This is a genomic window from uncultured Williamsia sp. (genome assembly GCF_947494875.1).
Lineage (GTDB): Bacteria > Actinomycetota > Actinomycetes > Mycobacteriales > Mycobacteriaceae > Williamsia_A.
The window spans coordinates 125202-151226 of the sequence record NZ_CANLWM010000004.1; the positions used below are offsets into that span (position 1 = coordinate 125202).

Consider the following 26025-nt stretch of genomic DNA (forward strand, 5'->3'; position numbering starts at 1 on the left):
ATCGTTCCCAGCCACCTCCCAGCCTCCGGACAGTCGCAACCGAGACACAACGGACATCGTGTGCGACGTACCGACCGGCGTGCGCCGGTCCCCACTCCCACGGAGGATCCATGACCACCCTTGTCGACCGGGCGCGCCCGCCCTCCGAGCCGGATCCCGATGGTGGTCGCCATCGGGCCGCCCTCGACGCCTCTCGACCGTTCCGATCGCGGCTGTTGACACGCGCCCCGCTGCCGATCCTGCTCGTCGTCACCGCGGTGCTCTACCTGTGGAACCTGTCGATGAACGGATACGCCAACACCTTCTACGCCGCGGCCGCACAGGCCGGCGGGAGCAGCTGGAAGGCATGGTTCTTCGGATCGCTCGACGCGCAGAACTTCATCACCGTCGACAAGCCGCCCGCCTCGCTGTGGGTCACCGGGCTCTCGGTGCGCATCTTCGGCATGAACAGCTGGGCCGTGCTGGTGCCGCAGGCGCTGATGGGTATCGCGGCAGTGGCGCTGCTGTACGCGACGATCCGTCGGACGATCGCCGACGAGAGACTCGGCACGATCGCCGCGACCATCGCGGGCGCCGTCCTGGCGTTCACTCCCGCCGCGGCACTGATGTTCCGGTTCAACAACCCCGACGCGCTGCTGGTCCTGCTCATGGTCGGTGCCGGGTACGCCCTGATCCGCGCCGTCACCGCCGGCTCCGGCCGCTGGCTCGCACTCGTGGGCGTCGCACTGGGATTCGCGTTCCTCACGAAGATGCTGCAGGGCCTTCTGATGCTGCCGGCATTCGGTCTGGCGTACCTCCTGTTGGCGAACACCGGGTGGGTGCGTCGCCTGGTGCACCTGGCTATGGCGACCGTGTCGCTGGTCGTCGCGGCCGGCTGGTGGGTGCTCGTCGTCGCGCTGTGGCCCGCCGGATCGCGGCCGTACATCGGTGGGTCGACGAACAACACGGTGATGGATCTGGTGTTGGGCTACAACGGTCTCGGCCGCATCCTCGGTGGCAGCGGCGGCAATGGCGGCGGCGGCGGAGGAATGGGCCCCAGCAGCGCCCCCGCGGGTTCCAGTTTCGGTGGTGCCGCCGGTCTCGACCGGCTGTTCGGGTCCGAGATGGGCAACGAGATCTCCTGGCTGCTGCCCGTCGCCCTCTTCGTGCTGGTCTTCGGCGGGTACCTCCTGGTGCGGAATTCATCGTCGTGCGAACGGCCACACGGCTCGACCGCGGGGAGCAGACCGGTCTCGTGATGTGGGGAGGTTGGCTGCTGGTCACCGGCCTGGTTTTCGCCTTCATGAGCGGCACGATGCACCCTTACTACTCGGTGGCTCTGGCCCCGGCGATCGGCGCGCTGGTAGGGCTCGGCGCAGCATTCGCGTGGCGACTCCGGGAGCGTCTCGACGGTCGACTCGCCATGGCAGCAATGATCGGTCTCGCTGCCGTGTGGGCCATCGTGCTGCTGTCCCGCAACGACTTCGGGCCGGTATGGACCCGATGGGCGATCGGTGCGATCGCCGCCCTCAGTGTGGTCGCCGTCGTCGTCGGTGGCGTCCTGAAGTGGAAGAAGGTCGTCGCCACCGCCGCGATCGTCGGTGCCCTCGCCGGGTTCAGTGCGACCGCTGCGTTCGGGATCGCCACTGCGGCCACCGAGCACACGGGATCAATCCCGACCGCGGTCTCCACGTCGGAGGCATCGGGGATGGGTGGGCCCGGCGGCGGGATGGGCGGTGGCCCGGGTGGTTCGGGCGGCACCGGTGGGTCCGGTGGGTCTGCCCAGCGCGGTACGCCTCCGGCGGGCGCCGGCGGACAGCAGGGTTCGTCGGCACAGCAGGGTTCGTCGGCACGGCAGGGCTCTGCTCCCACGCAGTCGGCCGCGAGCCGCGGTGGCGGCATGGGGATGGGCGGAGAAACGTCCTCGCAGCTCAATGCGATGCTGAAGTCCACGACCACCACATGGTCCGCGGCCACGAACGGTTCGCAGTCGGCGGCGGAACTAGAGATCGCGAGCGGCACATCGGTGATGGCCATCGGCGGTTGGAGTGGTGATCCCACCCCGACTCTCGCGCAATTCATCCAGTACGTGAAGGACGGCAAGATCGCCTACTACATCGGCAGCGAATCAGGAGGCGGCCCTGGTGGCGGCAGCTCGAGCGCCCAGCAGATCGCCCAGTGGGTCGCGGCGAACTACACCGCGACCACGGTCGGCGGACAGACGGTCTACGCGCTGACCTGAGGCGGTCGGTTCTGAACAAACACCACACGGTTCCGGTGCCGGTACGTGTCGCTCGCCGACACGGATCGGCACCGGAATCGTTGCTGCGTCAGGGTTGCCAGAGCATGAGGTCGTTGCGGTCGGTGAAACCACACCGTCGGTACAGGGGGATGGACGCGACGGTGGGGGACAGGAAGACCTTCGCGTACCCGCGGTCGGATGCGACGGCGAGCACGTGACGGACCAATGCCTCACCCAGCCCCTCACCTCGTGCGTAGCCGCGCACGTAGAGGTGTCCGAGGTACCCCCACCGCCCGGCTGCAGCGTCCGAGGGCGACGGCATCCGGGTGTACGCGGTGAGCGCGACCATCCCGACGGCCCCTCCGTCGGCGTCGTGGCTCGTCCAGACGGTTCGTGTGGGGTCCTCCATCCACGCGCCCACCGCCGCGACGAAGTCGGCGTCCGGGTCGTCGGGCAGGGACCGATCGAGCGTGTGCGCCCACTCGCAGCGGAGCCGTGCCACGTCGGCCGGGGTCGACGGCGAGGCGGATGGTCACCGATCGAGGATGCCAGCCGGCACCCGCTGCCTCTACCCTTCGACGGCATGACGGCACGCGGGATGAGCGCGCGGATCGACCTCTCCACCCGACTGTTCTGGCGAGGCGTCGGACGGCCGATCGACCCGACGTCGCCGCATGACTGGTGGCTCGCGGCCCCGCACAACCCACCCGGTTCCCAGGGCGACGCATGGCTCGACGCGTTCGCGTCGCAGGGGACGGTCGCCGATCGTCCTCGGGCCGGACTGTTCGACGACATGTCCGCGCTCAATGGGCCGGGATTCCGCGCCGACGACCTCGACGGCCTGGTGCGCGACTTCTACGAGCAGACGTCGGCCTGGGCGATGGACGTGTGGTCCCAATGGAATCCGCTGTTCGCGCCCGGCGGTGCGTTCATCACCCGGTACTTCGGGCGACGCGTCCGGCAAATAGCCCTCCCGACCTCACCCCTGTCGGTGAGTCGCGGCATGACCAGCGACGTCCGCGTGGTCATCGACGCAGACGACCGTCGCCTCGGCGCAGCCTGGCTCCGCACGCTCGTCAGCGACGGCAGTCCGGTCTACAGCGGCTTCTACGGCGTGCAGACCCCGCCCGGCGCCGCCGACGGTCAACCGCACGTCCGGGTCGCTTTCCCCCTCGAATTGGGGTCGGTCCAGGTGTTCCTGCGGCCGTCGGTGACCGCCGAGGGGGCACTGCGGCTCGTCTCCCGCTCGCGGACGTTCGGTGAGGACGGCGCCTACGTCTCGGTGCTGCACCGTGGTCGGTGGTTCGCCGCGCGGGCGCCGTTGCGGGAGGAGTTCGTCGTCTACCCCGACGGGGAGTACACCGTCCGCACCGACCACCGCCTGGCCGTCGGGCCCCTGACCGCCATGCGATTGCACTACCGATTGGCGCGGGTGGGCGACAGCTGACAGTCACGGGGCCGCACCCGATGAGACACCTCGCCCACCGTGCTCGGTGTTCGTCTCGCTGGGGCGCTGTCGGTTGCGGATCTGGGGAGAGACCGATGTGCGGGCGTGGACGGGCCCGCGTTGTGTCACAACGTGTCCGGGTTGCCTTTCCCTTCGCGGCTCGGGTGGTCCCGTTCTCCACAGCCTGTCGCCGACGCTGGTTCTTGTCGGTGGTCCCGCCTATAGTCGAACACATGAGCGAATCGGGGACTCTCGACACCACGGGTGTCGTGGCGTCGCTGGCCGCGGACGAGAAGCACTCCGCCGCTGAGCTGATCGAGATCCTCGCGCACTGCCGCTCGATCACCGCCTCGGCCGACTACCGGATGCTGCAGGCGGCGTCGCTCATCCACGACGAGCGGTGCGAGGACCACCTCGTCGCGGTCGCCGAACACGACTCCGGGCAACGATCCTCGGTCGACGAGCTGATGGCTGCGGGGATGGATCATCTCGCCGGGCGGGACCCCAGGGCGGGGTTCGGGCCCGACGGGCTCGAGCGGGCGACCGCCGAGATCGGCGCCGTCCTCAACGTCCCAGCGGCGAAAGCGCGGGAGATCATCGTCGCCGGTGACGTCGCCCGCTACCGGCTGGTGTTCACCGGGCAGGCCCTGGCGGTGGGGCGGATCGATCTGGCCGGGTTCCTGCTCATCTGCGCCCGCACCAAGCTCGTCGTCGATCCGGATCTGGTGAAGATCCTCGACACCCACATCGCCCAGGCCCTGTTCGAGCGGCCACCGCTGTCGCGGGCCCGGCTGGTCGCGATGGTCGACGCGATCGTGGCGATGGTCGACCCCGACGCCCTGGTCCGGCGCAAGGAACGCGCCGCCGCCGACCGCGACGTGACCATCCGCCCCGACCGGTTCCAGCCCGGCGCCTCGCGGATGTCGGCGTCGCTGCCGATGGTCGACGCCGCCGCGATCGACGCCCGCCTGACCGCGATGGCAGGCTCGGTCCACACCGGTGACCCCCGCACCCGCGCGCAACGCCGCGCCGACGCGCTCATCGCCCTCGCCGCCGGACACGACCACCTCATCTGCGGCTGCGACACCTGCACCACAACCGTCGACCCCGATGCCGCTACGCCCGTCGATGTGGATGTCGACGCGATGGTCGACCTCGACCACGCAGACACACCGGACGATGCGCCTGCGTCAACACCGGCCGGAGACACGCCATCGCCGGCGGCAGCCGAGCCGCCCGCACCGCAGCCGATCGCCCCGCCGGTGGGTCCGGTGCGGCCGGTGTTCCACATCGTGGTCAACCTGTCGACCCTGCTCGGATTGGATGATCACCCCGGCTACCTCGACGGGCGCGGGATCATCGACGCCGACACCATGCGCGCCCTGCTCGCCGACGCCCACCGCGAATTCCTGCGCCGCGACGACCCCGCACGAGCCGCCGCCTCAGCCTCGACCTACGTCCCCTCGAAGAAACTCGCCACGCTCATCCGATGCTCGGAGATCTGCTGCACCTTCCCCGGCTGCTCAGCCCCCGCCTGGAACGTCGACCTCGACCACACCGACCCGTTCGACCACCGCGACCCCGGCCACGGCGGCCAGACCACCCGGGCGAACCTGAAACCCCTGTGCCGGTTCCACCACCGCACCAAAACCTTCAACCGCGCCTGGCGGGACTACCAATCACCACTCGGTGAGGCGTTCTTCCAGTCCCCCACCGGCCACATGTTCCTCGGCAACGCCTACACAGCCCTCGACATCTTCCCCGCCCTCGGACCACCCGGGAAACCGGAAAAACACCCGGCGAGAACAACACTCGATCAGCGCCGAGCAACAGCCCGCGCCGCACACCAGCGCGCGGTCGAGCGCGCCGAGGAGGCGGACCCGCCACCGTTCTGACGGTCGAGATCAGCGTCGGGCGTTGAGGATGACGTCTCCGATTCCCTCGCCGAGGGGGACGGGGCGGCACGCGCCGGGAAGCGCTGCACCACCGAGGTCCTCGACGACGAGGTTCTGGGCGACCGCGTCGTAGGGCATCCGGAAGTGGCCGGTCATGTCGGCGGGGCACCGTTCCTGGATGACGACGTCTCGAGCATTCGGGCCGTGCAGGATGCCGCTGCTCGACGGCTGGATGACCTCGTCAACGGCGGTGCGGATGGTCAGGTAGCGCACCCCGGAGACGGTCTCGGTGGGCGTGTTCAACTCTCGCAGGAAGTCCGATCCCACCACCTGCTGCAGCATCGACGGGTTCACCGGCTTCGGCGAGACCAACTGCGGGACGCCGGGGATGCGCGTCAACAGACCGAGGCCGTAGAAGGTGCTGCCGTGGCTCGGGGGCGCCAGGCCCACCCAGTGATCGACGACGGGCGCCGCGCCGAGCTCGTCCACCACGTACCTCGCGACGGTCGCGCCCTGGGAGTACCCGACGATGTCGACGCGGGCGGCTCTGGTCCATGCGCGCACCCGGTCGACGAACGACCGGACCGCGAGCGCCCCGACCCGGATGTCCTGCGTGCCGAAGGTCGTCGCGCCGACCGCACCGCCGTAGTTGATCGCGTAGACGCAGAACCCCTGAGCCGCGAGGGTCGGGGCGAGACCGGAGAAGTCGGCATAGGCGCTCGAGTCGGTGCCGTGCAACAGCACGACGGGTCGTGGGTGGGATGTCGACGGTCGGCACGCGGGATCGTTGGTCCCGGCGGGCCGGGCGTCGGGATGGTCGACGGCGTACCGCCGCACCGCGGAGATCGTGGTGAATGCCGGCGCGTCGGCCATCGGGACCACGGACACCACGCGTCCCGCCGGGGTGGCCGCGGCCGGCACCCCGACGACGCCGATCAGGACACCGACCGACACCGCAACCGTCGTCATTGACGTAGCAAACCGTCGCATTGTTTCAGTGAAGACCGCGGTGGCCCTGCCGGTCGAGAGTACGAACGACCGATTCGGTGGAGGGCGCGTACCGATCCGGTCACGCCCTAGGCTGTGGGCCATGGGCGCAGACAGTCCCGCGGGACCCCCCGGCACGTCGAGCAGCATCTACATCGCGTCCCCCGAGGGGGACACCGGCAAGTCGACCATCGCGTTGGGGACGTTGCACCTGCTCGCGGCCACCGGCGGCCGGGTCGGCGTGTTCCGCCCGATCTCCCGCGCGGCGTCGGGCGAGCGGGACTACATCCTCGAGTTGCTCATGGAACACGACTCGGTCGACCTCTCCTACGACGACTGCATCGGCGTCACCTACGAACAGGTCCACGCCGATCCCGAGGCGACGCTGGCCGAGATCGTCGACCGGTTCCACGCCGTCGAGGAGCAGTGCGACTCGATCCTCGTCATCGGGTCCGACTTCACCGACGTGGCGAGCCCGTCGGAGTTGAGCTTCAACGCGCGCATCGCCGCCAACCTCGGCACCCCGATGCTGCTGGCGCTCAAGGCGGCCGACCGCTCGCCCGACGAGGTGGTGTCGCTCGCCGAGGTCTGTCTCGCCGAGATCCGAGGGGAACACGCCCAGGCCGTCGCGCTCATCGCCAACCGCTGCGAGCCCGACGACGTCGACACCATTCGCGAACGGCTCGAGGCCACCGGCCTGCCCGCGTGGGCACTTCCCGAGGACCCGGTACTGGTGGCGCCGACGATGTCCGAGCTGAAGACCGCGCTGGGCGGAGAGCTGTACAGCGGTGATCCCGAACTGCTCGACCGGGAGGCGCTCAGCGTGATGGTGGGCGGGATGACCGCCGAGCACATCCTGGAGCGGCTCACCGACGGCGTCGCCGTCATCGCACCCGCCGATCGGTCCGACGTGCTGCTGGCCCTGGTGACGGCCAATGCCGCACAGGGCTTCCCGAAGCTGTCGGGGATCATCCTCAACGGCGGGATCATGCCCCACCCGATGATCGAGTCGCTGGTGCAGGGCCTGCGCCCGGCGCTGCCGATCATCACCTGCGAGCAGGGCACCTACGAGACCGCGCGCACCGCGGCGCTCGCGCGCGGACGCGTCGGGGTCGAGTCGGTTCGCAAGATCGACGCGGCCCTCACCCTGATGGAGAACCACGTCGACTCCGACAGCCTCCTCGACAAGTTGCGGCTCTCGGCGCCGACGGTCGTCACCCCGCAGATGTTCGAGTACCAGCTCGTCGCCCGGGCCAAGTCCGACCGCAAGCGGATCGTGCTGCCCGAGGGCACCGACGACCGCATCCTGCGCGCGTCGGGACGTCTGCTGCGTCGCGGTGTCGCCGACCTCACGCTGCTCGGCAACGTCGACGACGTGCACTCGCGCGCACAGGAACTCGGTATCGACCTGTCCGACGCGCAGGTCATCGACCCGCAGACCTCGGAGCATCGTGAGCAGTTCGCCCAGACCTACGCCGACCTGCGTTCCCACAAGGGCGTCAACCTCGACCGCGCACACCAGGTGGTCACCGATGTGTCCTACTTCGGCACGCTGATGGTGCACGCCGGGATGGTCGACGGCATGGTGTCCGGGGCGGCGCACACGACGGCCCACACCATCCGGCCGGCGTTCGAGATCGTCAAGACCACCGAAGGCGTCTCGACGGTGTCGAGCGTGTTCTTCATGTGCCTCGCCGATCGTGTTCTCGCGTACGGTGACTGCGCCATCGTCCCCGACCCGTCCGCCGAGCAACTCGCCGACATCGCGATCTCCTCGGCCGCGACGGCCTCGCAGTTCGGCATCGAGCCGCGAGTGGCACTGCTGTCCTACTCGACCGGCGAGTCCGGGTCCGGTGCGGACGTCGACAAGGTGCGTGAGGCCACCGAACTGGTGCGGGAGCGCGACCCGGATCTGTTGGTGGAGGGCCCCATCCAGTACGACGCGGCAGTCGAGCCGAGCGTGGCCAAGAGCAAGATGCCCGACTCCGAGGTCGCCGGACGCGCCACCGTCCTCGTGTTCCCGGACCTGAACACCGGCAACAACACCTACAAGGCGGTGCAGCGTAGCGCCGGTGCCGTCGCCATCGGGCCGGTCCTGCAAGGGCTGGCCGCCCCCATCAACGACCTGTCGCGCGGTGCGCTGGTCTCCGACATCGTCAACACCGTGGCCATCACGGCCATCCAGGCGCAGGCACTCGGGGACGCGCAGTGACCGACAGGCCCGTGGTCCTGGTGCTCAACGCCGGGTCGTCGTCCCTCAAGTATCAACTCGTCGAACCGGGTTCGGGTGAGCGGATCGCGACCGGCATCGTCGAACGCATCGGGTCGGACGACGCGTCCGCCCGGCACGAGCAGGCGGGCGAGACGGTCGAGTCCCACGGCGCCGTCGCCGACCACAAGGACGCACTGCACACGGCGCTCGATCTGTTCGCGCAGGCGGGCACCGACCTGCGTTCCACGGACCTCGTCGCCGTCGGCCACCGAGTGGTCCACGGCGGCAGGCGGTTCAGCGAACCCGTCGTCCTCGACGACGAGGCCGTCGCCGCCATCGACGACCTCAGCAGCCTGGCCCCGCTACACAATCCCGTCAACCTCGCCGGTGTCCGTGCGATGCGGGAGATCCTGCCCGAGGTGCCCCAGGTCGCCGTCTTCGACACAGCCTTCTTCCACGACCTTCCAGCGCACGCGGCCACGTATGCCATCGACGACGAGATCGCCCGCCGGTACGACATCCGCCGCTATGGGTTCCACGGCACCTCCCACGAGTTCGTGAGCGCCGCGGCTGCGGACTTCCTCGGCCGTCCGGCCTCGGAGGTGAACCTCGTCGTCCTCCACCTGGGCAACGGGGCATCCGCGTCGGCGGTGCGTGGCGGCCGGGCGGTCGACACGTCGATGGGACTCACCCCACTCGAGGGGCTCGTGATGGGCACGCGCAGCGGTGATCTCGACCCGGCCATCGTCGCCTACCTCGAGCGTGTCGCCGACATGGACGTCGACGCCGTCGACACGATGCTCAACAAGAACGCGGGCCTCAAGGGATTGTGCGGCGAGAACGACTTCCGGACGATCACCGCTTGGATCGAGGAGGGTGACGAGCGCGCCCGCCTCGCCTACGACGTCTACATCCACCGGCTGCGCCGGTACATCGGCGCCTACATGGTCGACCTCGGCCGCGTCGACGCCATCGTGTTCACCGCGGGCGTCGGCGAGAACGCGGCGACGGTCCGGGCGGACGCCCTGGCCGGTCTGGAGGGTTTCGGCATCCGGGTCGACCCGGATGCCAACGCGATCCGCTCCCACGACGCGCGACGCATCTCGCCCGACGACGCGCCCGTCGCCGTCCTGGTCGTCCCGACCGACGAGGAACTCGCCATCGCGCGCAAGGCACTGGAGCTCGTCCGAGCCGGGTGAGCAGGCGACGGCTCAGCAGTCCCCGCCCGACCCGAGGCCGGCGAGGTACCGAGAACGGTTCTCCGGGCTGATCGGATCCGTCGTCGCGCAGACCCACCGACGCGCCACGGTGTCGTCGACGGTGCGCATGACCACGGAGCCGACACGGTCGCCTCCGGTCGCGACCACGTTGCCGCGGGTGACCGGGGGCAGGACGAAGTCCGTGTCCGCGGTGTCCGTCCCGGAGACCGTCGGACCTGCTGTGAGGTGCCCGTCGGCCGTCGCATCGAACAGTCGCATCTGGCGGGTGGAGGTCCCGACGGCCAGTCGACCTGTGCCCACCGTCCCGACGGTGACCGCGTAGACGGCGGGGATCCTGCTGCTGATGCGTGGCGTCGCGGCGTCGAGACGCCAGGCCGTCAGATCCTCGGCGGCGGTGTAGAGGGTCCGTCCGTCCGGCGACCATGTCACCCCGCGCAGCGGGCTCGGGTCGGTGAGTGTCGCCAGCATCCGGGGTGCCGCCGGATCGTGGACATCGACGACCCGGGTGGTCTTGTCGTCGGACGCGATGGCGAGACGGGTGCCGTCGGGGCTGAACGCCACGTCGCGCACCAGGTCCGACAGGCCACCGAGAGAGGGCGACACCCGTCGCGGCGCATCCGGGTTCGTGGTGTCCCACAGCACGACCGAGCGATCGGTGTCCCCGGTCGCGAGGAGGCGACCGTCGGGGGAGTAGGCAGAGTGATAGCTGAAGCGGGTCCCGAGGTCGAGCACTGCCGCGGGCCGGGGGCGACGTGGGTCGGTGGTGTCGAACAGCTGCACGCGCCCGCCGCTGTTGCGTGCTGTCGCCACCTGGCGGCCGTCGCGGCGCATGGACACTGTCGGGTGGTTGTTGACAACCGCGTCGATGGGGATGCGGGACAGGGTGTTCCCGCTGCGGACGTCACCGAGGGTCAACGCCATGTCGGTGCCGACGCTCGCGACGAGATCGCCGGTGGCGTCGACGGCGACCCCCGTCACCGCCCCGGAGTGCCGGTGCACGACTGTGCTCGGCAGGGACCAGTCGGCGATCGAGCCGTCCGACAGACCGGCGGTCAGGCGGGACCCGTCGGGGCTGAAGGCGATCGTCGAGGACGTCAGAGCCGACTGCTCGGGCGCGGACTGCAACGACCACACCAGCTGCGGCACGGTCGATCCCGCCACACTCCACACCTTGACGATGCCGTCCTCGCTCGCCGACGCGAGAAGGTCGGAACGCGGGCCGTAGGCGACCGACCACGAGCCCGCGGTCGTCCCCGGCACGGCGCTCACCACGCGGACGGGTCGCGCGAGGTCCGTGATGTCGAGGACCGTGATGTCGGGCGAGTCACCGCTGACCGTCATGCGGGTCGCGTCGGCGGAGAAGGCGATGGAGTGCGCGATCGACGAGAACCCCGCCACCGGGGGGCCGATCGACACAGGCTTCGTGGGATCGGCGGTGTCCCAGAAGCGCACCGTCGCGTCGTCGCCACCGCTGGCGACGATGTGGCGACCCGGGACGAACGCCACCGTCCGGACCGGTCCCGTGTGTCCCCGCAGCACCGACATCTGCTGCGGCGACCGGGGATCGCCCATCGTGTACAGGGTGACCGTCGAGTCGTCCGACGGTGCGGCCAGGCGGGTCCCGTCGTCGGAGAACGCGATCACGTAGACCGTGCCGCGGCCCGGCCGCAACACCGCCGTCATCCTCGGGGAGGAGGGATCGCCGATGTCCCAGATCCGGACGGTACCGTCGCCGCTCGCGGCCGCGACGACCGGCGCGGTGGGGGAGAACGCCACCGAGGTGACGTAGTCGCCGAAGCCCGAGAGCACCGACACCGTGCGTCGTCGCCCGTCCCGTCCGGTCTCCCAGAGCCGTACCGTCCGGTCTCCCGACGCCGACGCCAGCAGTCGGCCGTCACGGCTGTACCCGAGGTCGTACACCGGTCCGTCGTGGCCGGTGAGCACACGAGCCAGCGGTTGGGTGGTCGCGCTCAGCAGGTCTCCGTCGACCGACTGCTCGCCCGGCCATCGATCGTGGGCGACGAGCCGGAGGCGCTGCGCGAGTGACGGGTCGTGGCCGGCGACGTTCTGGATCTGCGACAGCAGCGCGGCGCGCTGGGCGGCATCCCGCTGACCGCGCAGCGCCGACGACTGCTGCAGGCCGATGGCGGCGGCGACCGTGGAGACGATCGCGAGCACCACGACGAGGGCGACCGCACCGATCACCACGGTGCGTCGGCGACGTCCGGCGGCCACCGCACGGTCCAGGAACTCCTGATCGTCGCCGGACAGCAGATGGCGGTACCGCGTCGAGTACGACCGGTGCATCCGCAACGCCTCGGCGAGCCGTGCCCCGCGGTACAGGAACGACGGATCACGACCCGTCTCCACCCACGCCCGCGCGTCCTCGTCGAGTTGCTGACGGGCGAGATGCGCCGCGCGGTCCTCCCGCAGCCACCCGGCCAGCCGGGGCCACGCCCGCAGCACGACGTCGTGGACCAGGGTCACGTCATCGGCCGTCACCGTCAACAGCCGTGCGGCGGCGAGGATCTCGATGACCTCACGGGCCTCTGCGGGGAAGCGTCTGTCGAGATCCTGGTGGGTCAGACGGCCGCGCAGCGGGATGTCACCCGGGCCGAACACGGTGAGCGCGACCAGAAGTGATCGGGCGACGTCCTGGTGCCCCGCCGCCACGATGTCGTCCCACGCACGCTCGGCGGTGTCACCCAGCGCGGAGGCGATCCCCCCGGTCTCCCGGTAGGCCGCGACGGTCATCCTCGGCGCGCTGCGCTGCCATGTCGACGCGAGCGCGTGCGCGAGGAGTGGCAGCCGCGCGGGGGTGTCGCGGCCCTCGTCGTCGTCCAGCTGCGCGACGTCGCACAGCTCCGCGAGCAGGAGGTCCGGCAGCCCACTCTCGATGCGGCCGCCGACAGCTCGCACGGGTCCGGAGATCGCCTCGCGGAGTTCGGCATCGGTCATCGGACCGACGATCACACAGTGTGCACGCCACGCCCGGGCGAGGAGAGGGACCCGGACGCAGCGATCGAAGAAGTCCGATCGGATCCCGAGCACCACAGGGCGCTCCCGGGCCAGGCGGTCGAGGGTGTCGATCACCGTCGCGCGAGCCGGTGGATCCAGCGAGAACACCGACTCGAACTGGTCGAGGACGACGAGGCCCGCGGTCGACACCGTCTCGAGGCCGGCGACGCCGTCCGGCGTCAGACGCGCCCGTGACACCGGTCCCCTCATGGCGGGGGTGCGACCGAGCGCGCGGGTGATCCCGGCACCGAGCAGCGACGACTTCCCTGCGCCCGACACCCCCGTCACGACCACGAGGGCCGGTCCGTCGGCCCCGGCCGCCGCGGTCACGGTCGACACCAGGTCGTCGATCACGGCGCCGCGCCCGAAGAACATCTCGCTGCGGGAGTCGTCGAACGGGGCCAGCCCGGGGAACGGGAGGTCGGCGCAGTCGCGGTCCTCGGCGGCGATCTCGGCGGACCAGACCGCCTCCCAGTCGCCGATGGACAGCAGGTCGTCGACCCCGCCGGACGCGGCCCGCGCCGTCAACCACACGAGGAGGGGTTCGACGGCCGCGAACGACCGTGGCAGGTGGCGCCCGGTCCGCCAGTCGCTGATGCGCTGTGCCGACGCCGAACCGCCCGCCCGGGACACCGCGTGCGCGGCCGACCGCAGCGAAGGGCCGCCCGCACGCTCGAACAGGTCGGCGAGATGTGCGCCGAAGGTCCCGCCCGCCTCGTCCACGTCCTGACCGTAGTCGGTGCAGGTCGCGAGGGGTACTTGCTGAGAGTCATTAGGGCTGCGAACTCGCGAACGTCTGGGATCGCCGTGTGATCGGTACGTGAACGACGGTTGCCACGGTGGTTCCAGGCGAGCGAATCGCCGTCAGGAAGAAGACGACACGCAACACTCGAAGGAGAACGACATGTCCGATTTCGATCTGGATGCCACCGTCCGTCACGATGCCGCCGAGGCCCAGCCGCAGATCACCAGCATCTCGCTGTGCACCCCGGGCTGCCAGACCGGCGCCCTCGCCTGCACCACGCGCAGCTGCAACCCGACCGGCGGGTGCACCATCACCAAGTGATGCCGGTCGCCGACTGATGGTCGGTTCGCGGAGAACGGATGCCGGTGCCCCTCGCGGGCGCCGGCATCCGTCGTCTCCGCCGCAGGAATCCCCGCGATCCTGCCCCTGAATCCCCCCACGGGGGGATGTCCCCGACAGCCCTCGCCGAGAGGATCGATGTCATGAACGAGACGACCACACACCACATGACGAGACACCACGAGACACGGCCCCCCGTGATCGCGATGGACCACGTCCGCGCGACCTTCGGTCGGCGCACCGTCGTGGAGGACGTGTCGCTGCACGTCCGTCGCGGGACGGTCTACGGCCTGCTGGGTCCCAACGGCGCGGGCAAGTCCACGACGTTGTCGATGCTGGTGGGGCTCGTCGCGCCGGCCGCAGGCGACGTCACCCTGTTCGGGAAGCGCTGGGAGCGATCGTCACTCGCGCGTGTCGGCGCGTCGATCAACGGCCCGGCCTTCTACCCGCACCTCTCCGGCCGTGCCAACGTGCGCATCCACGCCGACGTCCTCGGACTCGACGGAGACGCCGTCGACGCGGCGCTGGGCGAGGTCGGGCTGCTCGATGCCGCGCGCGCGAAGGCCGGCAGGTACTCGACCGGCATGAAGAGCCGCCTCGCGACGGCGATCGCCATCGTCGGGAATCCCGAGCTGGTGGTTCTCGACGAGCCGCAGAACGGCCTCGACCCCGCCGGGATCCGGTACATGCGGGGGCTGATGCGGCGGATCGCCGACTCCGGGTCGACTGTCCTCTTCAGCAGCCACCTGCTGACGGAGGTCGCCGAGACCGCCGACGACATCGGCTGCATCGTCGCCGGTCGGACACGGTTCGAGGGCCCGCTGGCGGACTTCGCCCCGAACGGTGACGTCGAGCGTGCGTACTTCGGGCTGTTCGACGACGCCCGGTCGTGGGAGCAGGCGTCGTGAGCGCGCCGAGTGTCGCGACCGCTCGTCGGTCGACGCGACCTGCCCCGACCTCGTCCGCCTCGCTCGGCCGGTATCTGCGCGCCCAGGCCCGGATCTGGCTGCGGCCGAGGCTGTTCGCCGTCCCCGCCGCTGTCGTCGCTTTCATGGTGATCACCTGCGGCGTGCAGTTCAGCACCGGCCGCCACGGCGTCGACGACGCCCTCGGCTTCCTCAACCTCTGGGTCGTCGCCGCCGGACCGCTCCTGACCGCGGTGTTCGTCGCCCACCTCGCCCACATCGACCGCGCAGCGCGTGCCGGCGGACTACCCCTGCGCGGTGTCGGAGCCCGCGACCGCATCGTCGGCCGCGCCGTGGTGGCGGTGGCGGGCGGTGCCGTCATCCAGCTCGCCGCGCTCGGGGTGTGGTCGCTGCTGACGATCCTCGCCGGCGACGACGTGCCGGTCGGGTCGACCATCGCCACCGCCGCGGGCCTCGTCGCCGCCGTGGTGGTGTCCGGGCTGTGGTTCACCGTCGCCCTCGCGATCGCGGGCCTCGTCGCGCCGATCGCCGGTCCGGGCCTGGTCGCGATCGGGACCGTGGTGACCGGTGTCGCGTTCGCCGAGTCGCCCCTGTGGCGGGTCGTCCCGACCACCTGGCCCATGCGATCGGTGCTCGACACGATCGGCACCCACGTCAACGGCACCTCGCTGGACGGCGCGTCACTCCCCGTCGGACCGATCCCGTTCGTCGGGTCCGTCGTCGTCGCGGCGCTGCTGATCGTGGTGGCGGTCGTCGCGTCCAAGGCTCGGCGACCTGCCGTCGGTACCGGTGCGTCGTCAGCCGCGCCACGACCGACGACGGCATCCGTTCGTCACACTGGTTCCACCCGCGCTCCGGGGGTGCGCTTCACCACGGTGCTCGCGATGGTTCGCGGCCCCGCGGTCCCGGTCCTCGCCGTGCTGTCCGTCGCCCTCGTGGCGGTGCTGCTGCGCTGGCGGTCGGTGTCCGACGCCGCCGAGGTGTTCGCGCTGATCGTCCTGCCCCTGGGAGCGACGACGGTTGCCGCACTCTGGGTTCCGCGTGTACGCACGGGCGCCCGCGCGCTCGCCGGCCGCCCCCCGCGTCCCGAGTCCGTGGGACTGCGACTCGTGCTCGCGATGGATCTCGTGGTCGTCCTCGTCGTCGCCGCCGTGGCCGCGGTGCTCGTCCACTCCGGCGGTGCGGTCGGGCCCGTGCTGCGGGCGGCAGGTGTCTTCGTGGTGGTCGGGGCCATGCTGGTGGCGGTCGAGACACTGCTCGCCGTCTGGGCGGGGTCCGTCGTCGCGGTGGCCGTGGGCGTGATCGGCACCGTGTTCGGCACGTTGGTCGGCGGGACGTCGATGTACTCGGGTGTGGGGCTGCTGGTCCCGTTCGCCTGGGCCGCACACCCTGCGGATGCGTCGGCCGGGGTGACAACCGGTGCGGCGGTGGTGATCGCGGTGCTCGCCTCGACCGTGGCGGCGCGTCGGCTCTACCGCGTGCGTCGCCGCTGAGGCCGCGCCGCCGCCCGGCGGCAGCCGTCCGCTCTGGGAGACTGACCCGCGTGAGGCGCATCCCCTGGACCGACGGGCTGCTCGGCGTGGCGGCCGTCGCCGCCGCGGCCGTCGGATGGGTCGCGGCGGTGGCGGGCGACCGCGGTGCCCATGGCTGTGTCGCCGCCGCCTGTTTCACGGCGGCGGCGTTCGCGGTCCCCGTCCGCCGAACCGCGCTCTGGCCCTCGGCGGCGGCGACCGCCCTCGCGTTCGCGGTTCTCGGCGCGACAGGATCGGCGAGCGCCCTCGGCGTCTTCCCGCTCATCCTGTGTGTCCCGCTCACCGTCAGCGCCGTCACCGGACACGCCGAGCACCGGTGGCAGGGACGCGCGGTGCTGGTGGTCGCCTGCCTCGCGACCCCGCTGAGTCCGGCCGTCTCCATCTCCGCCAGCCGGCCCTTCGCGATCGGACTCCACGTCGCGGTGCTCCTCGCCGTGCACCTGTGGTCGAGCCGACGGCGACTCCAGCGTGAGGTCACCGCCGCCGAGCAGGCGCGTGCCGTCGAACTCGCCACACTCACCGAACGGCAACGCATCGCGGCCGATCTGCACGACGGGCTCGGCCACGCGCTCACCGCGATCCGCGCGAAGGCGTCCACGTCGGTCGCTCTGGCCCGGACCCGTCCGGAGACGGCGACCGAGGCCCTGACGGTCATCTCCGACCTCTCCCGGGAGTCCCTCGTCGAGCTGCGACGCGCGGTCGGCGAGATCTCCGGTACCGCGTCGGGGTTCACGGACTCGCCGGCACAGATCCTCGACCGCGCGCGGCGGATCGGACGGGAGGTCCGGTGCACGACACCGTCCGGGACGACCGTCGAGGACGTCGACGCGTCGCTCGCCGACGACGTCCGCGCCACCGTCCGACGCGTCCTGCAGGAGGCGATCACCAACGCCGTCCGGCACGCACCGCCCGATGCACCGGTCGACGTGGACGTCACCGTCGACGACGACGCTCGGACCATGACACTGCGGGTGCACAACATCGTCGCCACCGGCGCGACACCGCCCGGCGCCGGACACGGCTGCGACACGATGCGTCGGCGCGCGGCGGACGTCGGCGGACGCTGCACCGTGGGACCCGACGGCGACGGGTGGACCGTGACGCTCGAGGTGCCCGTCGGGCGTCGGTCATGACCATCCGTGTCGCGGTCGTCGACGACCAGGAGGTCATCCGCGACGCCTTCGCCGACTACCTCGACGCCGAGGACGACATCGACGTCGTCGGTCGCCTCGGGGACGGGCGCGCTGTCGTCGACCTCGCCGGGTCCACCCCGCTCGACGTCGTCGTGATGGACATCCGCATGCCCGTCATGTCCGGGGTGGAGGCGACCAAGCTGCTGATGACCCGCGACGACCCACCCAAGGTGCTCATCCTGACGACCTTCGACGTCGACACCTACGTCGAGCTCGCGATCGGGTACGGCGCCCGGGGGTTCCTCCTGAAGGACGCCGAGCCCGAGGACCTGCTGGCCGCGGTCCGCGAGGTCGCCCGCGGCGGGATGGTGCTCGCGGACCGAGCGGCTGAGCACGTGACCTCCGCCCTGCGGCCCGCCGCCCGCGTCGACCCCCGCGTGCAGGCGCTCTCACCGCGCGAGGTCGAGGTGCTCGAGTTGATCGGCGCGGGCCTGTCGAACCGCGAGATCGCCGACCATCTCTTCGTCGCCGAGTCGACGGTCAAGACCCACGTGCGGGCGCTCCTCACCAAGCTCGACTGCCGCGATCGCGTCGCCCTCGTCCGCGTCGCACTCGGCGGCTGACCGACGCGCCCCCGGGTCCGCCAGGTCCGGACACCGTCCGGTGTCCGGACCGGACACTTTCTCACCCGTCCTGACCTGCGACGACATCGTCGCACCCGAGAGCGCAACGGACGGACGGCCCTAGCGTCGATCCCGTTGTCCGATCACACGACGATCACATCGGGAGGCACAGGTGGACGATCTCCGCGCCGCACCACCGCCGGCGTCAGCGGTGGAGGTACAGGTCCTGGGCAAGCAGATCGTGAACGGGCTCCCGGTGCGGTCCACCCGCCCGCTGGAGTTCGTCACCGCGCTCGCGTGGGGTGGTGGCGAGGCCAGCCTCACCACGCTGCGCACGACGCTGTTCGGCGGTTGCGCCGGCCGGTCCGCCGTCGCCACGCTCGCCTACCGCGCCCGGCGGATGGGGGTGGAGACGGTCTTCGACCGCTACCGCGACAGCTACCGGCTCACCGGTCGGGTCACCGTCGACGTGCTCGAGATGATGGCGGCCCTCCGCGACGGCGACCACCGACTCGCGATCTGGCTGTACGAGGGCCCCTACCTGCCCGCCAGCCGCACGCCGATGGCCACCCGGGTGCGCGAGATCCTCCGACGCCGGGTCCGCGAGGCGACCGACACCGTCGACCCCGATCTCCGCGACCGGTACGTGGCACGTTTTCGCGACCTCCTCGACGTCGAGCCGATGAACGCCCTCGACGAGTTGGTCGGGTGACGACATGACCCTGCTGTCCGTCGTCGCCCCCTCGGTTCCCGCGCACCCCCGCGAGTGGGATGCCACGGCAACGCTGATCCGCTCGACGAGCATGCACCGCCTCTGGGTGGGCCAGTCCTACGGTCTCGACTCGACGGCGATGCTCGCCCGTCTCGCCGGACGTGGGCTCGCCGTGCCGTGTGGATCGTCGGTGATGGTGGCCGGTCTCACCGACCCGCGGCGCGCCGCGGGTGAGGCCCGGAGCATCGCCGCGATGACCGGCCACCCCTTCCTCCACGGGATCGGGCCCGGCAGCCGCGCGGTCCAGCACCGCCTGCGACCCGACGAGCCGGCGATGCGTCTCGACGACCTGCGCCGGTACGTCGAGACACTCCGCACCGAACTCGACCCGACCCGCCCCGGGCTCCTCGAACCGATCGCGACGCCACCCGTCCACGTCGGATTGGGGGTCCTGCGACCGCGGGCCGCGGCCCTCGCCGGCGAGATCGCCGACGCCTGGCTCAGCTGGATGGCACCGGCGACCTACCTCGCCGAGACGATCGTCCCCACCGTCCACGCCGCGGCGGCATCACATCGACGTCCCGCGCCCCACGGGATGGCGATGGTCGCCGTCGGCGTCGACCGACCCGGTCGCGACCGATGGGCGATGGCGCATCTGGCCGTCGGCGGACACATCCGTCAGCCCCACTACCGCGACGCGGTCCGCCGGTCGGGCATCCAGATCCACGACGACTACGAGCGCACCATCGCCTCGCTGCTGCGTCACCGCCTGTTCGTGTACGGCACCGCGGACGAGATCGCCGACCACCTCCACGAGACGTACGGCGCGGCAGGGGTCGACGAGATCGCGCTGATGACGATCGCCACCACGAACCTGTACGGCGCGGACGCGACGTACGAGGACCTCGCCGACATCGAGGCCGCATTTGCGCACCGCTCCAGCACATCTCACGTAGAACGGAGGGCACACGCATGACCAGCGACCGACACCGTCCACCGATCGTCCCGAGGGTCGCGGTCCGTGCCGCGGTGCTGCCGGTGTCCACCTATCCGGGGGATGTCGGGGCCGACGGCGACGACACGGACGCCGTGATCGCCGACATCCGACGGCTGTGGGCGCAACCCGGGGTGCCGGCCGCGATCGAGGTCGCGAGTGAGCCGCTCGCCGCCGCATGCCGCGCCATCGTCTCCGGCGACGAGCGGGACCGGAAGCGGTGCCGACGCGCGCGACGGAGCCTCGTGTCCTACCGGATCCGAGCGGCGACACGGGCGACACCCTTCGGGGTCTTCGCCGGTGTCGGGATGACCGACCTGACCGACCGTGGTCGATCAACGGGTGATCTCGGCACCACCGTGCTCGACGTCCCGGCGTCGCGCGCGATCATCCGGCCGTCCAGCGCCACCCGTCGCGCCGCGCTCGAGGCCACACTCGCAGACGAGGACACCGCGTTCGTGGTGAACCCCAGTGTCACCCGGCGTGACGACCGACTGGCCGTCCGCCTCCCACGATCGGGGTCCCGGAGCAGTGTCACGGTCCGGGCGACTCCTCCGGTGAGTGTGGTCGTCGATGCCGCCGAGAAGCCGCGGTGCCGGGGCGACCTGGTCCGCGAGGTGGCCGTCGCGTTCCCGGACGTCGACGAGACGATCGTCGACCGGTTCGTGACCGAGCTCGTCGACACAGAGATCCTGGTCCCCGCCCACGGTCTGTCGTCGTACGACGTCCCCGCGGTCGGCGATCGTCCCTGCGACGCGACGCTCCGGCTGCCCCTGGGCGCCGCCACCGCCGAGATCCGCAGGCGCCGGGCGACGTCGGGGAGCGCCGACGCCCGCAACGTCGCGCTGTGCGACACGGAGATCGGCCTTCGCGGGGCGCTACCCCGACAGCTGGTCGACGCCGCGCCGGACGTCCTCGACACCCTCCTGCGGGTCTCGATCGTGCCGAGCGCGTTCGCGGCCGTGACCGACCACACCGTCCGCTTCGCCGAACGGTTCGGACGCGCCGTCGTCCCGCTGTCCGTCGTGGCCGATCCGTACGAGGGGATCGGGATCCCCTCGGCCGACCGTGCACCGGCTCCCGTCGACGAGGAGCTGTCACGGCGGCGGACGGACCTGCGCGCGATGCTGATCGAGAGGGCGCGGCGGTCGGGAACGTCCTCGATCGCGATCACCGACGACGATGTCGCGGACCTCCCGCCCGCGGGTGAGGTCGTCGCGTCGTACGACATGTTCCTCCAGCTGGAGTCCCGGGACGGCACGACGGTCCCGGTGCTGAGTCCGGTCTCCACGAACTTCCCGGGCGGCCGCGCGATGGGACGGTTCACGACGACGGTGACCGGCGCGCTCGACCACGTCCGTGACCTCGCAGCCGACGAGATCGCCGCCTACGCCGAGCTCGGGGACCCGCCGGTCATGGCCGAGATCGACCACGTGCACGGGCGGGACGCGATCAACGACGTCGGCGCCGCGCGGCCCGTCCACGACGCGGTGCTCGGCACGAATGTGCCGGCGGCAGAGGGTCGTCGGGCATTGTCCCTCGACGACGTGCACGTGGCCCTGGACGGCTCGGACCTCCGGTTGGTGCTGGCCGACGGCACGCCGCTGGAGTTCCGCCAGGTCAGCATGGTCGCACCGGAATCCCGGCCTGATCTGGTGCGGATGCTCGACGATCTGACCTGGGACGGGTCGGCGCGACCGTTCTTCTCGTGGGGCACCGTGGAGGACACGACCGCGTGGCTCCCCGAGGTGACCCGCAGTGGCGTCGTCGTCGCGCGACAGCGGTGGCGCCACGTCGGGCCGCCGCGACCGTCCGCGGACGACGTCGCGCGCTGGTGTGCCGATGCGGGTGTGGCCCGTCACGTCTACTGCGGCACGTTCGACAACAAGCTGCTCCTGGACACCACGAACCCGGTGCACAGGGAGCTCATCGCGGAGCGTCTGGCGGCCGGTGACACATGGCTACAGGCGGCGCCGACGCCCGAGGACGCGGCCGTGCTGCCGGACACCGCCGGCGCCCGGCACGCCGCCGAGGTCGTCGTCACGGTGCGGACGACACCGTCGCGCGGCGCCACCGTCTGCCGAGACCCCCTGTACGACGATGCCGTCTCCTCGCGCCGCCGGATCACGATCGGTGGCGAGTGGCTCTACCTCGCGGTCGCGACGGACCTCGACCACCAGCCCGCTGTGCTCGCCGCGGTCGCCGACGCCGTCGGGGACACGCCCTGGTACTTCGTCCGCTACCACGACGGTGCCGGCAACGACCGACTCCGCCTGCGCGTCCGCGCATGGGTGGGCGACTGCCGTCCGCTGTTCACCGCGCTCGACGACCTGCGGTCCCGGGGGCTCGTCGGAGACGTCACCGCCCCGACACACCACCTCGAGTTCGAGCGGTACGGCGGTCCGTCGTCGACCGACGTCCATCAGCAGGCGTTCTGCCGGGAGACCAGGGCCCTGCTCCCCGTGCTCGACCGGCTCCGTGCGGAGCCGACCGACGCAGTGATCCGCGCGGACCTGCCGACACCGGCCGCGATGGTGGTGCGCTGGCTGACCTCCGTGTGCGACGACCGAGATCACGCACACGCGGTCCTGGCGGTGGGTGTCGACGGGTACGAGCACGAGCTCGGCGACCGGGTCCATCGGATCCGCAAGGCGGTCCGCTCGGTCGGACACCTCGACCCGGACGTCGACGACGAGCACGTCGTCGCGATCGGGTCGGCGCTCACCGAGTTCTGGGACCACCACCGACAGAGCGGCGAGGTCGCGACCGGCCCCGAGGTGCTGCAGAGCGCGCTGCACCTGTTCTGCAACCGACTGGGCCTCACCCGGTCCGACGAGTACGCGGCACTCCTGATGTGCCGGGACAGATTCCGACGAGACGAGCGAGAGGCGACGACAGACCGATGACCACGCTCCTGCACGACCCCGCGCAGTCCGGCACACCCTCGGGCGACGACCCCGTCGCGCTCGGGTGGCGCATCCTGCACCGGTGCATCGACGACGCGCCGTGGCCCGACCGTCCGCACCCAATCGACCACCGCTTCGACGTCGCGTGGGACCCGATGTCCGTCGGCTACGGCGATCTCGGTGTCGCGCTGGTCTGCTCGGCCGCAGATCAGCGCGATCCCGACGGCGGGTGGGACACCGCAGCGCACCGTCACGTCGTCGAGGCGGTCCGACGCTACTCCCAGACCCGGGACCTGACCGTCGGCTTGTTCTCCGGCGTCGCCGCCCTCGCGTTCACCCTGCGGTGCCTGTCGCGAGACGGTGAGCGCTACCGCGGTGCCATCGCCGACGTGGACGCGGAGTTGGTCCGGCGGACGAGATCGCTGCTGGCCGCGGTCGATCCCGCATCGGGGGTCGGGACGGCCGACTACGACGTCATCTCCGGGCTGGCCGGCGTCATGACCTATGCGATGACCACCGACGCCGTGTCGGACCCGGCCGTGTACCGGCTCACCGGCGACATCCGCGACAGACTCACCGACCTGGCCCTGGCCACCGGTGACGTCGGCGGGTTCTGGACACCCGGTGGCCGGGTCTCCGACATCGATGCCGTGGACCGCGACAACCTCTGGGCCGGCTACCTGAACCTCGGGTTCGCGCACGGGATCGCCGGTGTGGTGTCCGTCCTCGGTCAGTGCGTCGACCGTGGGCTCGGCGGGACGCGGACCCGTGGGGCCGTGGACCACCTCGTCGACATCCTCGAGCGCAGCGCTCGCACGGTCGACACGATCGACGTCCCCTACCACCTGTCGCTCGCGGTGCACCGCCGCGACGGACTGACCCGCGAGGCACGGAGCAATGCCGAACTCAGCCGGTATGCCTGGTGTTACGGGAACCCCGGCGTCGCACTGGCCCTGTCGAACAGCGACCACTGCAGGTCCACCCGGCGCGGACTCGTCGACGACCTCGACAACGCCGACGACCGCACGGCGGCGCAGCGCGTCGTCGACAACCCCTCCCTCTGTCACGGCAGCGCCGGACTCCTCCTGATGGACCGATGGGTCCACGGTCGCAGTGGGTCGCCGTGGCTCGCCGAGACGATCGGGCACCACGACGAGGGAGCACGACTCCTGCTGCGGAACAGGCAACTCGGCGTCGACCACCTCGACAGCCCCGGCTTCCTCGACGGTGCCGGGGGAGCGGCGGTCGCCCTCGTCGCCCAGGACGGCAACCCCGAACCCCACTGCCTCCGCGCTCTCTCCGGACGGTGGTCGGCGTGAGCATCCTCGAGAACACCCGCACCGGGACGACCCGCCCCGTCGCGGCGACACCCGCCTCTGCCGTCAGCGTCGAGGACGCGGTGGTGACCTTCGGCCGCACAACGGTTCTCGGGCCGGTCTCGCTCGATCTGCCGGCCGGATCCACAGTCGCGGTGCTGGGTCACAACGGTGCCGGCAAGACCACACTCCTGCGGCTGATGGCGGGGATCGTCGTTCCCGTGGCGGGATCGGTACGCGTGGCCGGTGTCGACCCCACCCGCAGATGGCGACAGGTGGCGCGCGTGGTGGGCTCCAGCTTCTACCCCGAGCGCGCGTTCTACTTCCGGCTGAGCGTGGCGGCGAACCTCGAGTACTTCCAGTCGCTGCAGAAGGTCTTCGGGCGACGCGCCCGCGACGAACGCGATCGCCTGCTCCGCCAGGTCGGTCTCGCCGACATCGCCGACCGCAAGTTCATGGAGCTGTCACTGGGGCAACGCAAACGCGTGGGGTTGGCCAAGGCGATGATCGGCGACCCGGAGGTCGTCCTGCTCGACGAACCGCTGGCCAATCTCGACGACGAGGGCCGGGCCGTCGTCTCCTCGGTCGTGACCGACCGCGCCCGACAGGGACGGACCACCGTCTTCACCACCCACCAGATGGGAGACGTCCGGGACGCCGTCACCGACGTCGTCCGGGTCGCGCACGGATCGCTGGTGCACGAACGCATCTCGGATGCGGAGGACAGCGTGCCCTGTCGTCGCATCGAGGTGCGGGGCGGTCCGCGCGCCGGATGTGACCTGTCCGGGGTGTCCGCGATCTATCGGACCACCACGGATGGCGACCGCATCCGGCTGACGGTCCCCGTCGACGTCCGGATGTCGACGGTGCTCGCCCAGGTCGAGGAGGCCGGCGTCGCCGTCGCCTCGGTGTGGGAGGGCGAACACCTCTCCGACCACGAGGAGCAGATCGCATGAGTGTCACCGTGTTCCACGAGTACCGCGCGTTCGTCCGCAAGGAGGTCGCCGAACGACGCACCTACCGCACCGCCGTGCTGCTGGGGGTGGTGTCGTCGCTCGTCGCCCTGGGACAGTTCGCCTTCCTCGGGGTGTTCCTCCGCGACGGTGGCACCCTGCCCGGCATGCAGGAGTACGGCGGCAGCGTCGCGGCGTTCCTCATCTCGGGTACCGCGTTCAGCGGATTCGTCATGGTCTCCCTCCACGGCCTCACCCAGTCGATCCAGGCCGAACAGGTCGCCGGCACGCTGGAGGCGGTGGCCGGCTCGGCTGTCGGTCTCCTGCGCGTCATGATGTTCGGCGCGGTCACCGCGATGATCGGGACGTTCGCCGGGTCCGCCCTCATGCTCGTGTTCTTCTCGGCCGTCCTGGGTTTCCCCCTCTCCGTCGACCCGTTGTCGCTCGGGTTCGCGCTCACCGCGACCGTCGTCTGCCTCGGTGGTTTCGGGATGGCCGGATGCGGGATCGTGCTCGTCACCAAGAAGGGGGACCCCGTCTCCTGGCTCGTGTTCACCACCATGACGCTGCTATCGGGGATCCTCTACCCGACCTCGGTCCTCCCCGGGTGGTTGCAGGAGGTGGCGCACCTGCTCCCGACCACCGTCGCGCTCGACCTCGTCCGCAGGTCCCTGCTCGCCGGCGCCACGCTGTCGGGGACGGCGGGCGGTTCCACCGTCCTGCTCGCCTGGACCGCGGTGAGCGTCCCCGTCGGTGCGGCCGTGCTGGTGTGGGGTCTGCGCGCCACCCGACTCCGCGGCTCGCTGGCGCAGTTCTGATCACGGCGAGCGCCGTCCGTCACCGGCG

The 26025-nt window shown here is 71.1% G+C and carries 18 protein-coding genes and 1 pseudogene; 16 read left to right on the forward strand and 3 right to left on the reverse strand.

Annotated elements, in window-relative coordinates; genetic code table 11:
* Positions 1 to 110: 110 nt before the first annotated feature.
* A pseudogene (locus Q1A98_RS10950) lies at positions 111 to 2221 on the forward strand (glycosyltransferase family 39 protein).
* Positions 2222 to 2309: 88 nt separating this feature from the next.
* On the opposite strand, the gene Q1A98_RS10955 reads toward Q1A98_RS10950, so the two are convergent.
* Entirely contained in the window at positions 2310 to 2723 is a 414-nt protein-coding gene (locus Q1A98_RS10955) for a GNAT family N-acetyltransferase (RefSeq protein ID WP_299573138.1), read from the reverse strand.
* A gap of 81 nt (positions 2724 to 2804) precedes the next feature.
* On the opposite strand from Q1A98_RS10955, the gene Q1A98_RS10960 reads away from it, so the two are divergent.
* Positions 2805 to 3668, forward strand: coding sequence for a hypothetical protein (locus Q1A98_RS10960; RefSeq protein WP_299573139.1), 864 nt, complete (start codon positions 2805 to 2807; stop codon positions 3666 to 3668).
* 233 nt (positions 3669 to 3901) lie between these two features.
* Complete coding sequence (locus Q1A98_RS10965) at positions 3902 to 5563, forward strand: HNH endonuclease signature motif containing protein (RefSeq protein WP_299573142.1); 1662 nt, start codon at positions 3902 to 3904, stop codon at positions 5561 to 5563.
* 9 nt (positions 5564 to 5572) lie between these two features.
* On the opposite strand, the gene Q1A98_RS10970 is transcribed toward Q1A98_RS10965, so the two are convergent.
* Positions 5573 to 6532: an alpha/beta fold hydrolase gene (locus Q1A98_RS10970; RefSeq protein WP_299573145.1), complete on the reverse strand. Its 960-nt coding sequence runs from the start codon at positions 6530 to 6532 to the stop codon at positions 5573 to 5575.
* A 121-nt stretch (positions 6533 to 6653) separates the two neighbouring features.
* On the opposite strand from Q1A98_RS10970, the gene pta reads away from it, so the two are divergent.
* The gene (pta, locus tag Q1A98_RS10975; protein ID WP_299573147.1) at positions 6654 to 8762 is read left to right on the forward strand and encodes a phosphate acetyltransferase; all 2109 of its coding nucleotides are present in this window, start codon (positions 6654 to 6656) and stop codon (positions 8760 to 8762) included.
* Complete coding sequence (locus Q1A98_RS10980) at positions 8759 to 9961, forward strand: acetate kinase (RefSeq protein WP_299573150.1); 1203 nt, start codon at positions 8759 to 8761, stop codon at positions 9959 to 9961. The genes pta and Q1A98_RS10980 overlap by 4 nt, the downstream gene beginning before the upstream one ends.
* Before the next feature lie 12 nt (positions 9962 to 9973).
* Here the strand turns inward: Q1A98_RS10980 and Q1A98_RS10985 are convergent, their stop codons facing one another.
* The gene (locus Q1A98_RS10985; protein WP_299573153.1) at positions 9974 to 13723 is read right to left on the reverse strand and encodes a hypothetical protein; all 3750 of its coding nucleotides are present in this window, start codon (positions 13721 to 13723) and stop codon (positions 9974 to 9976) included.
* A gap of 181 nt (positions 13724 to 13904) precedes the next feature.
* Here Q1A98_RS10985 and Q1A98_RS10990 point away from each other — a divergent pair, with 181 nt between their 5' ends.
* The 11 genes from Q1A98_RS10990 to Q1A98_RS11040 all read left to right on the forward strand — a co-directional run bounded on the left by Q1A98_RS10990 (position 13905) and on the right by Q1A98_RS11040 (position 25997).
* The gene (locus tag Q1A98_RS10990; protein ID WP_299573155.1) at positions 13905 to 14066 is read left to right on the forward strand and encodes a gallidermin/nisin family lantibiotic; all 162 of its coding nucleotides are present in this window, start codon (positions 13905 to 13907) and stop codon (positions 14064 to 14066) included.
* 161 nt (positions 14067 to 14227) lie between these two features.
* Positions 14228 to 14992: an ATP-binding cassette domain-containing protein gene (locus Q1A98_RS10995; protein ID WP_299573158.1), complete on the forward strand. Its 765-nt coding sequence runs from the start codon at positions 14228 to 14230 to the stop codon at positions 14990 to 14992.
* The gene (locus tag Q1A98_RS11000; RefSeq protein ID WP_299573161.1) at positions 14989 to 16503 is read left to right on the forward strand and encodes a hypothetical protein; all 1515 of its coding nucleotides are present in this window, start codon (positions 14989 to 14991) and stop codon (positions 16501 to 16503) included. Before Q1A98_RS10995 ends, Q1A98_RS11000 begins: the two co-directional genes overlap by 4 nt.
* A gap of 50 nt (positions 16504 to 16553) precedes the next feature.
* The gene (locus Q1A98_RS11005) at positions 16554 to 17675 is read left to right on the forward strand and encodes a histidine kinase (protein ID WP_299573162.1); all 1122 of its coding nucleotides are present in this window, start codon (positions 16554 to 16556) and stop codon (positions 17673 to 17675) included.
* A complete protein-coding gene (locus Q1A98_RS11010) occupies positions 17672 to 18298 on the forward strand; it encodes a response regulator transcription factor (RefSeq protein WP_299573164.1) in 627 nt (208 codons plus the stop codon). Before Q1A98_RS11005 ends, Q1A98_RS11010 begins: the two co-directional genes overlap by 4 nt.
* A gap of 172 nt (positions 18299 to 18470) precedes the next feature.
* Positions 18471 to 19010, forward strand: a complete 540-nt coding sequence (locus Q1A98_RS11015) for a hypothetical protein (protein WP_299573167.1) — start codon at positions 18471 to 18473, stop codon at positions 19008 to 19010.
* Between the two features lie 4 nt (positions 19011 to 19014).
* On the forward strand, positions 19015 to 19986 hold the full coding sequence (locus Q1A98_RS11020; RefSeq protein ID WP_299573169.1) for an LLM class flavin-dependent oxidoreductase: 972 nt from the start codon (positions 19015 to 19017) through the stop codon (positions 19984 to 19986).
* Positions 19983 to 22910 carry a thiopeptide-type bacteriocin biosynthesis protein gene (locus Q1A98_RS11025; protein WP_299573172.1) on the forward strand — a complete coding sequence of 976 codons (2928 nt, stop codon included), beginning with the start codon at positions 19983 to 19985 and terminating at the stop codon, positions 22908 to 22910. The genes Q1A98_RS11020 and Q1A98_RS11025 overlap by 4 nt, the downstream gene beginning before the upstream one ends.
* Positions 22907 to 24229, forward strand: a complete 1323-nt coding sequence (locus tag Q1A98_RS11030; protein WP_299573175.1) for a lanthionine synthetase C family protein — start codon at positions 22907 to 22909, stop codon at positions 24227 to 24229. The genes Q1A98_RS11025 and Q1A98_RS11030 overlap by 4 nt, the downstream gene beginning before the upstream one ends.
* Complete coding sequence (locus tag Q1A98_RS11035; protein WP_299573178.1) at positions 24226 to 25182, forward strand: ABC transporter ATP-binding protein; 957 nt, start codon at positions 24226 to 24228, stop codon at positions 25180 to 25182. Before Q1A98_RS11030 ends, Q1A98_RS11035 begins: the two co-directional genes overlap by 4 nt.
* Positions 25179 to 25997: an ABC transporter permease gene (locus Q1A98_RS11040; RefSeq protein ID WP_299573181.1), complete on the forward strand. Its 819-nt coding sequence runs from the start codon at positions 25179 to 25181 to the stop codon at positions 25995 to 25997. Before Q1A98_RS11035 ends, Q1A98_RS11040 begins: the two co-directional genes overlap by 4 nt.
* The last annotated feature ends 28 nt before the right edge of the window (positions 25998 to 26025 follow it).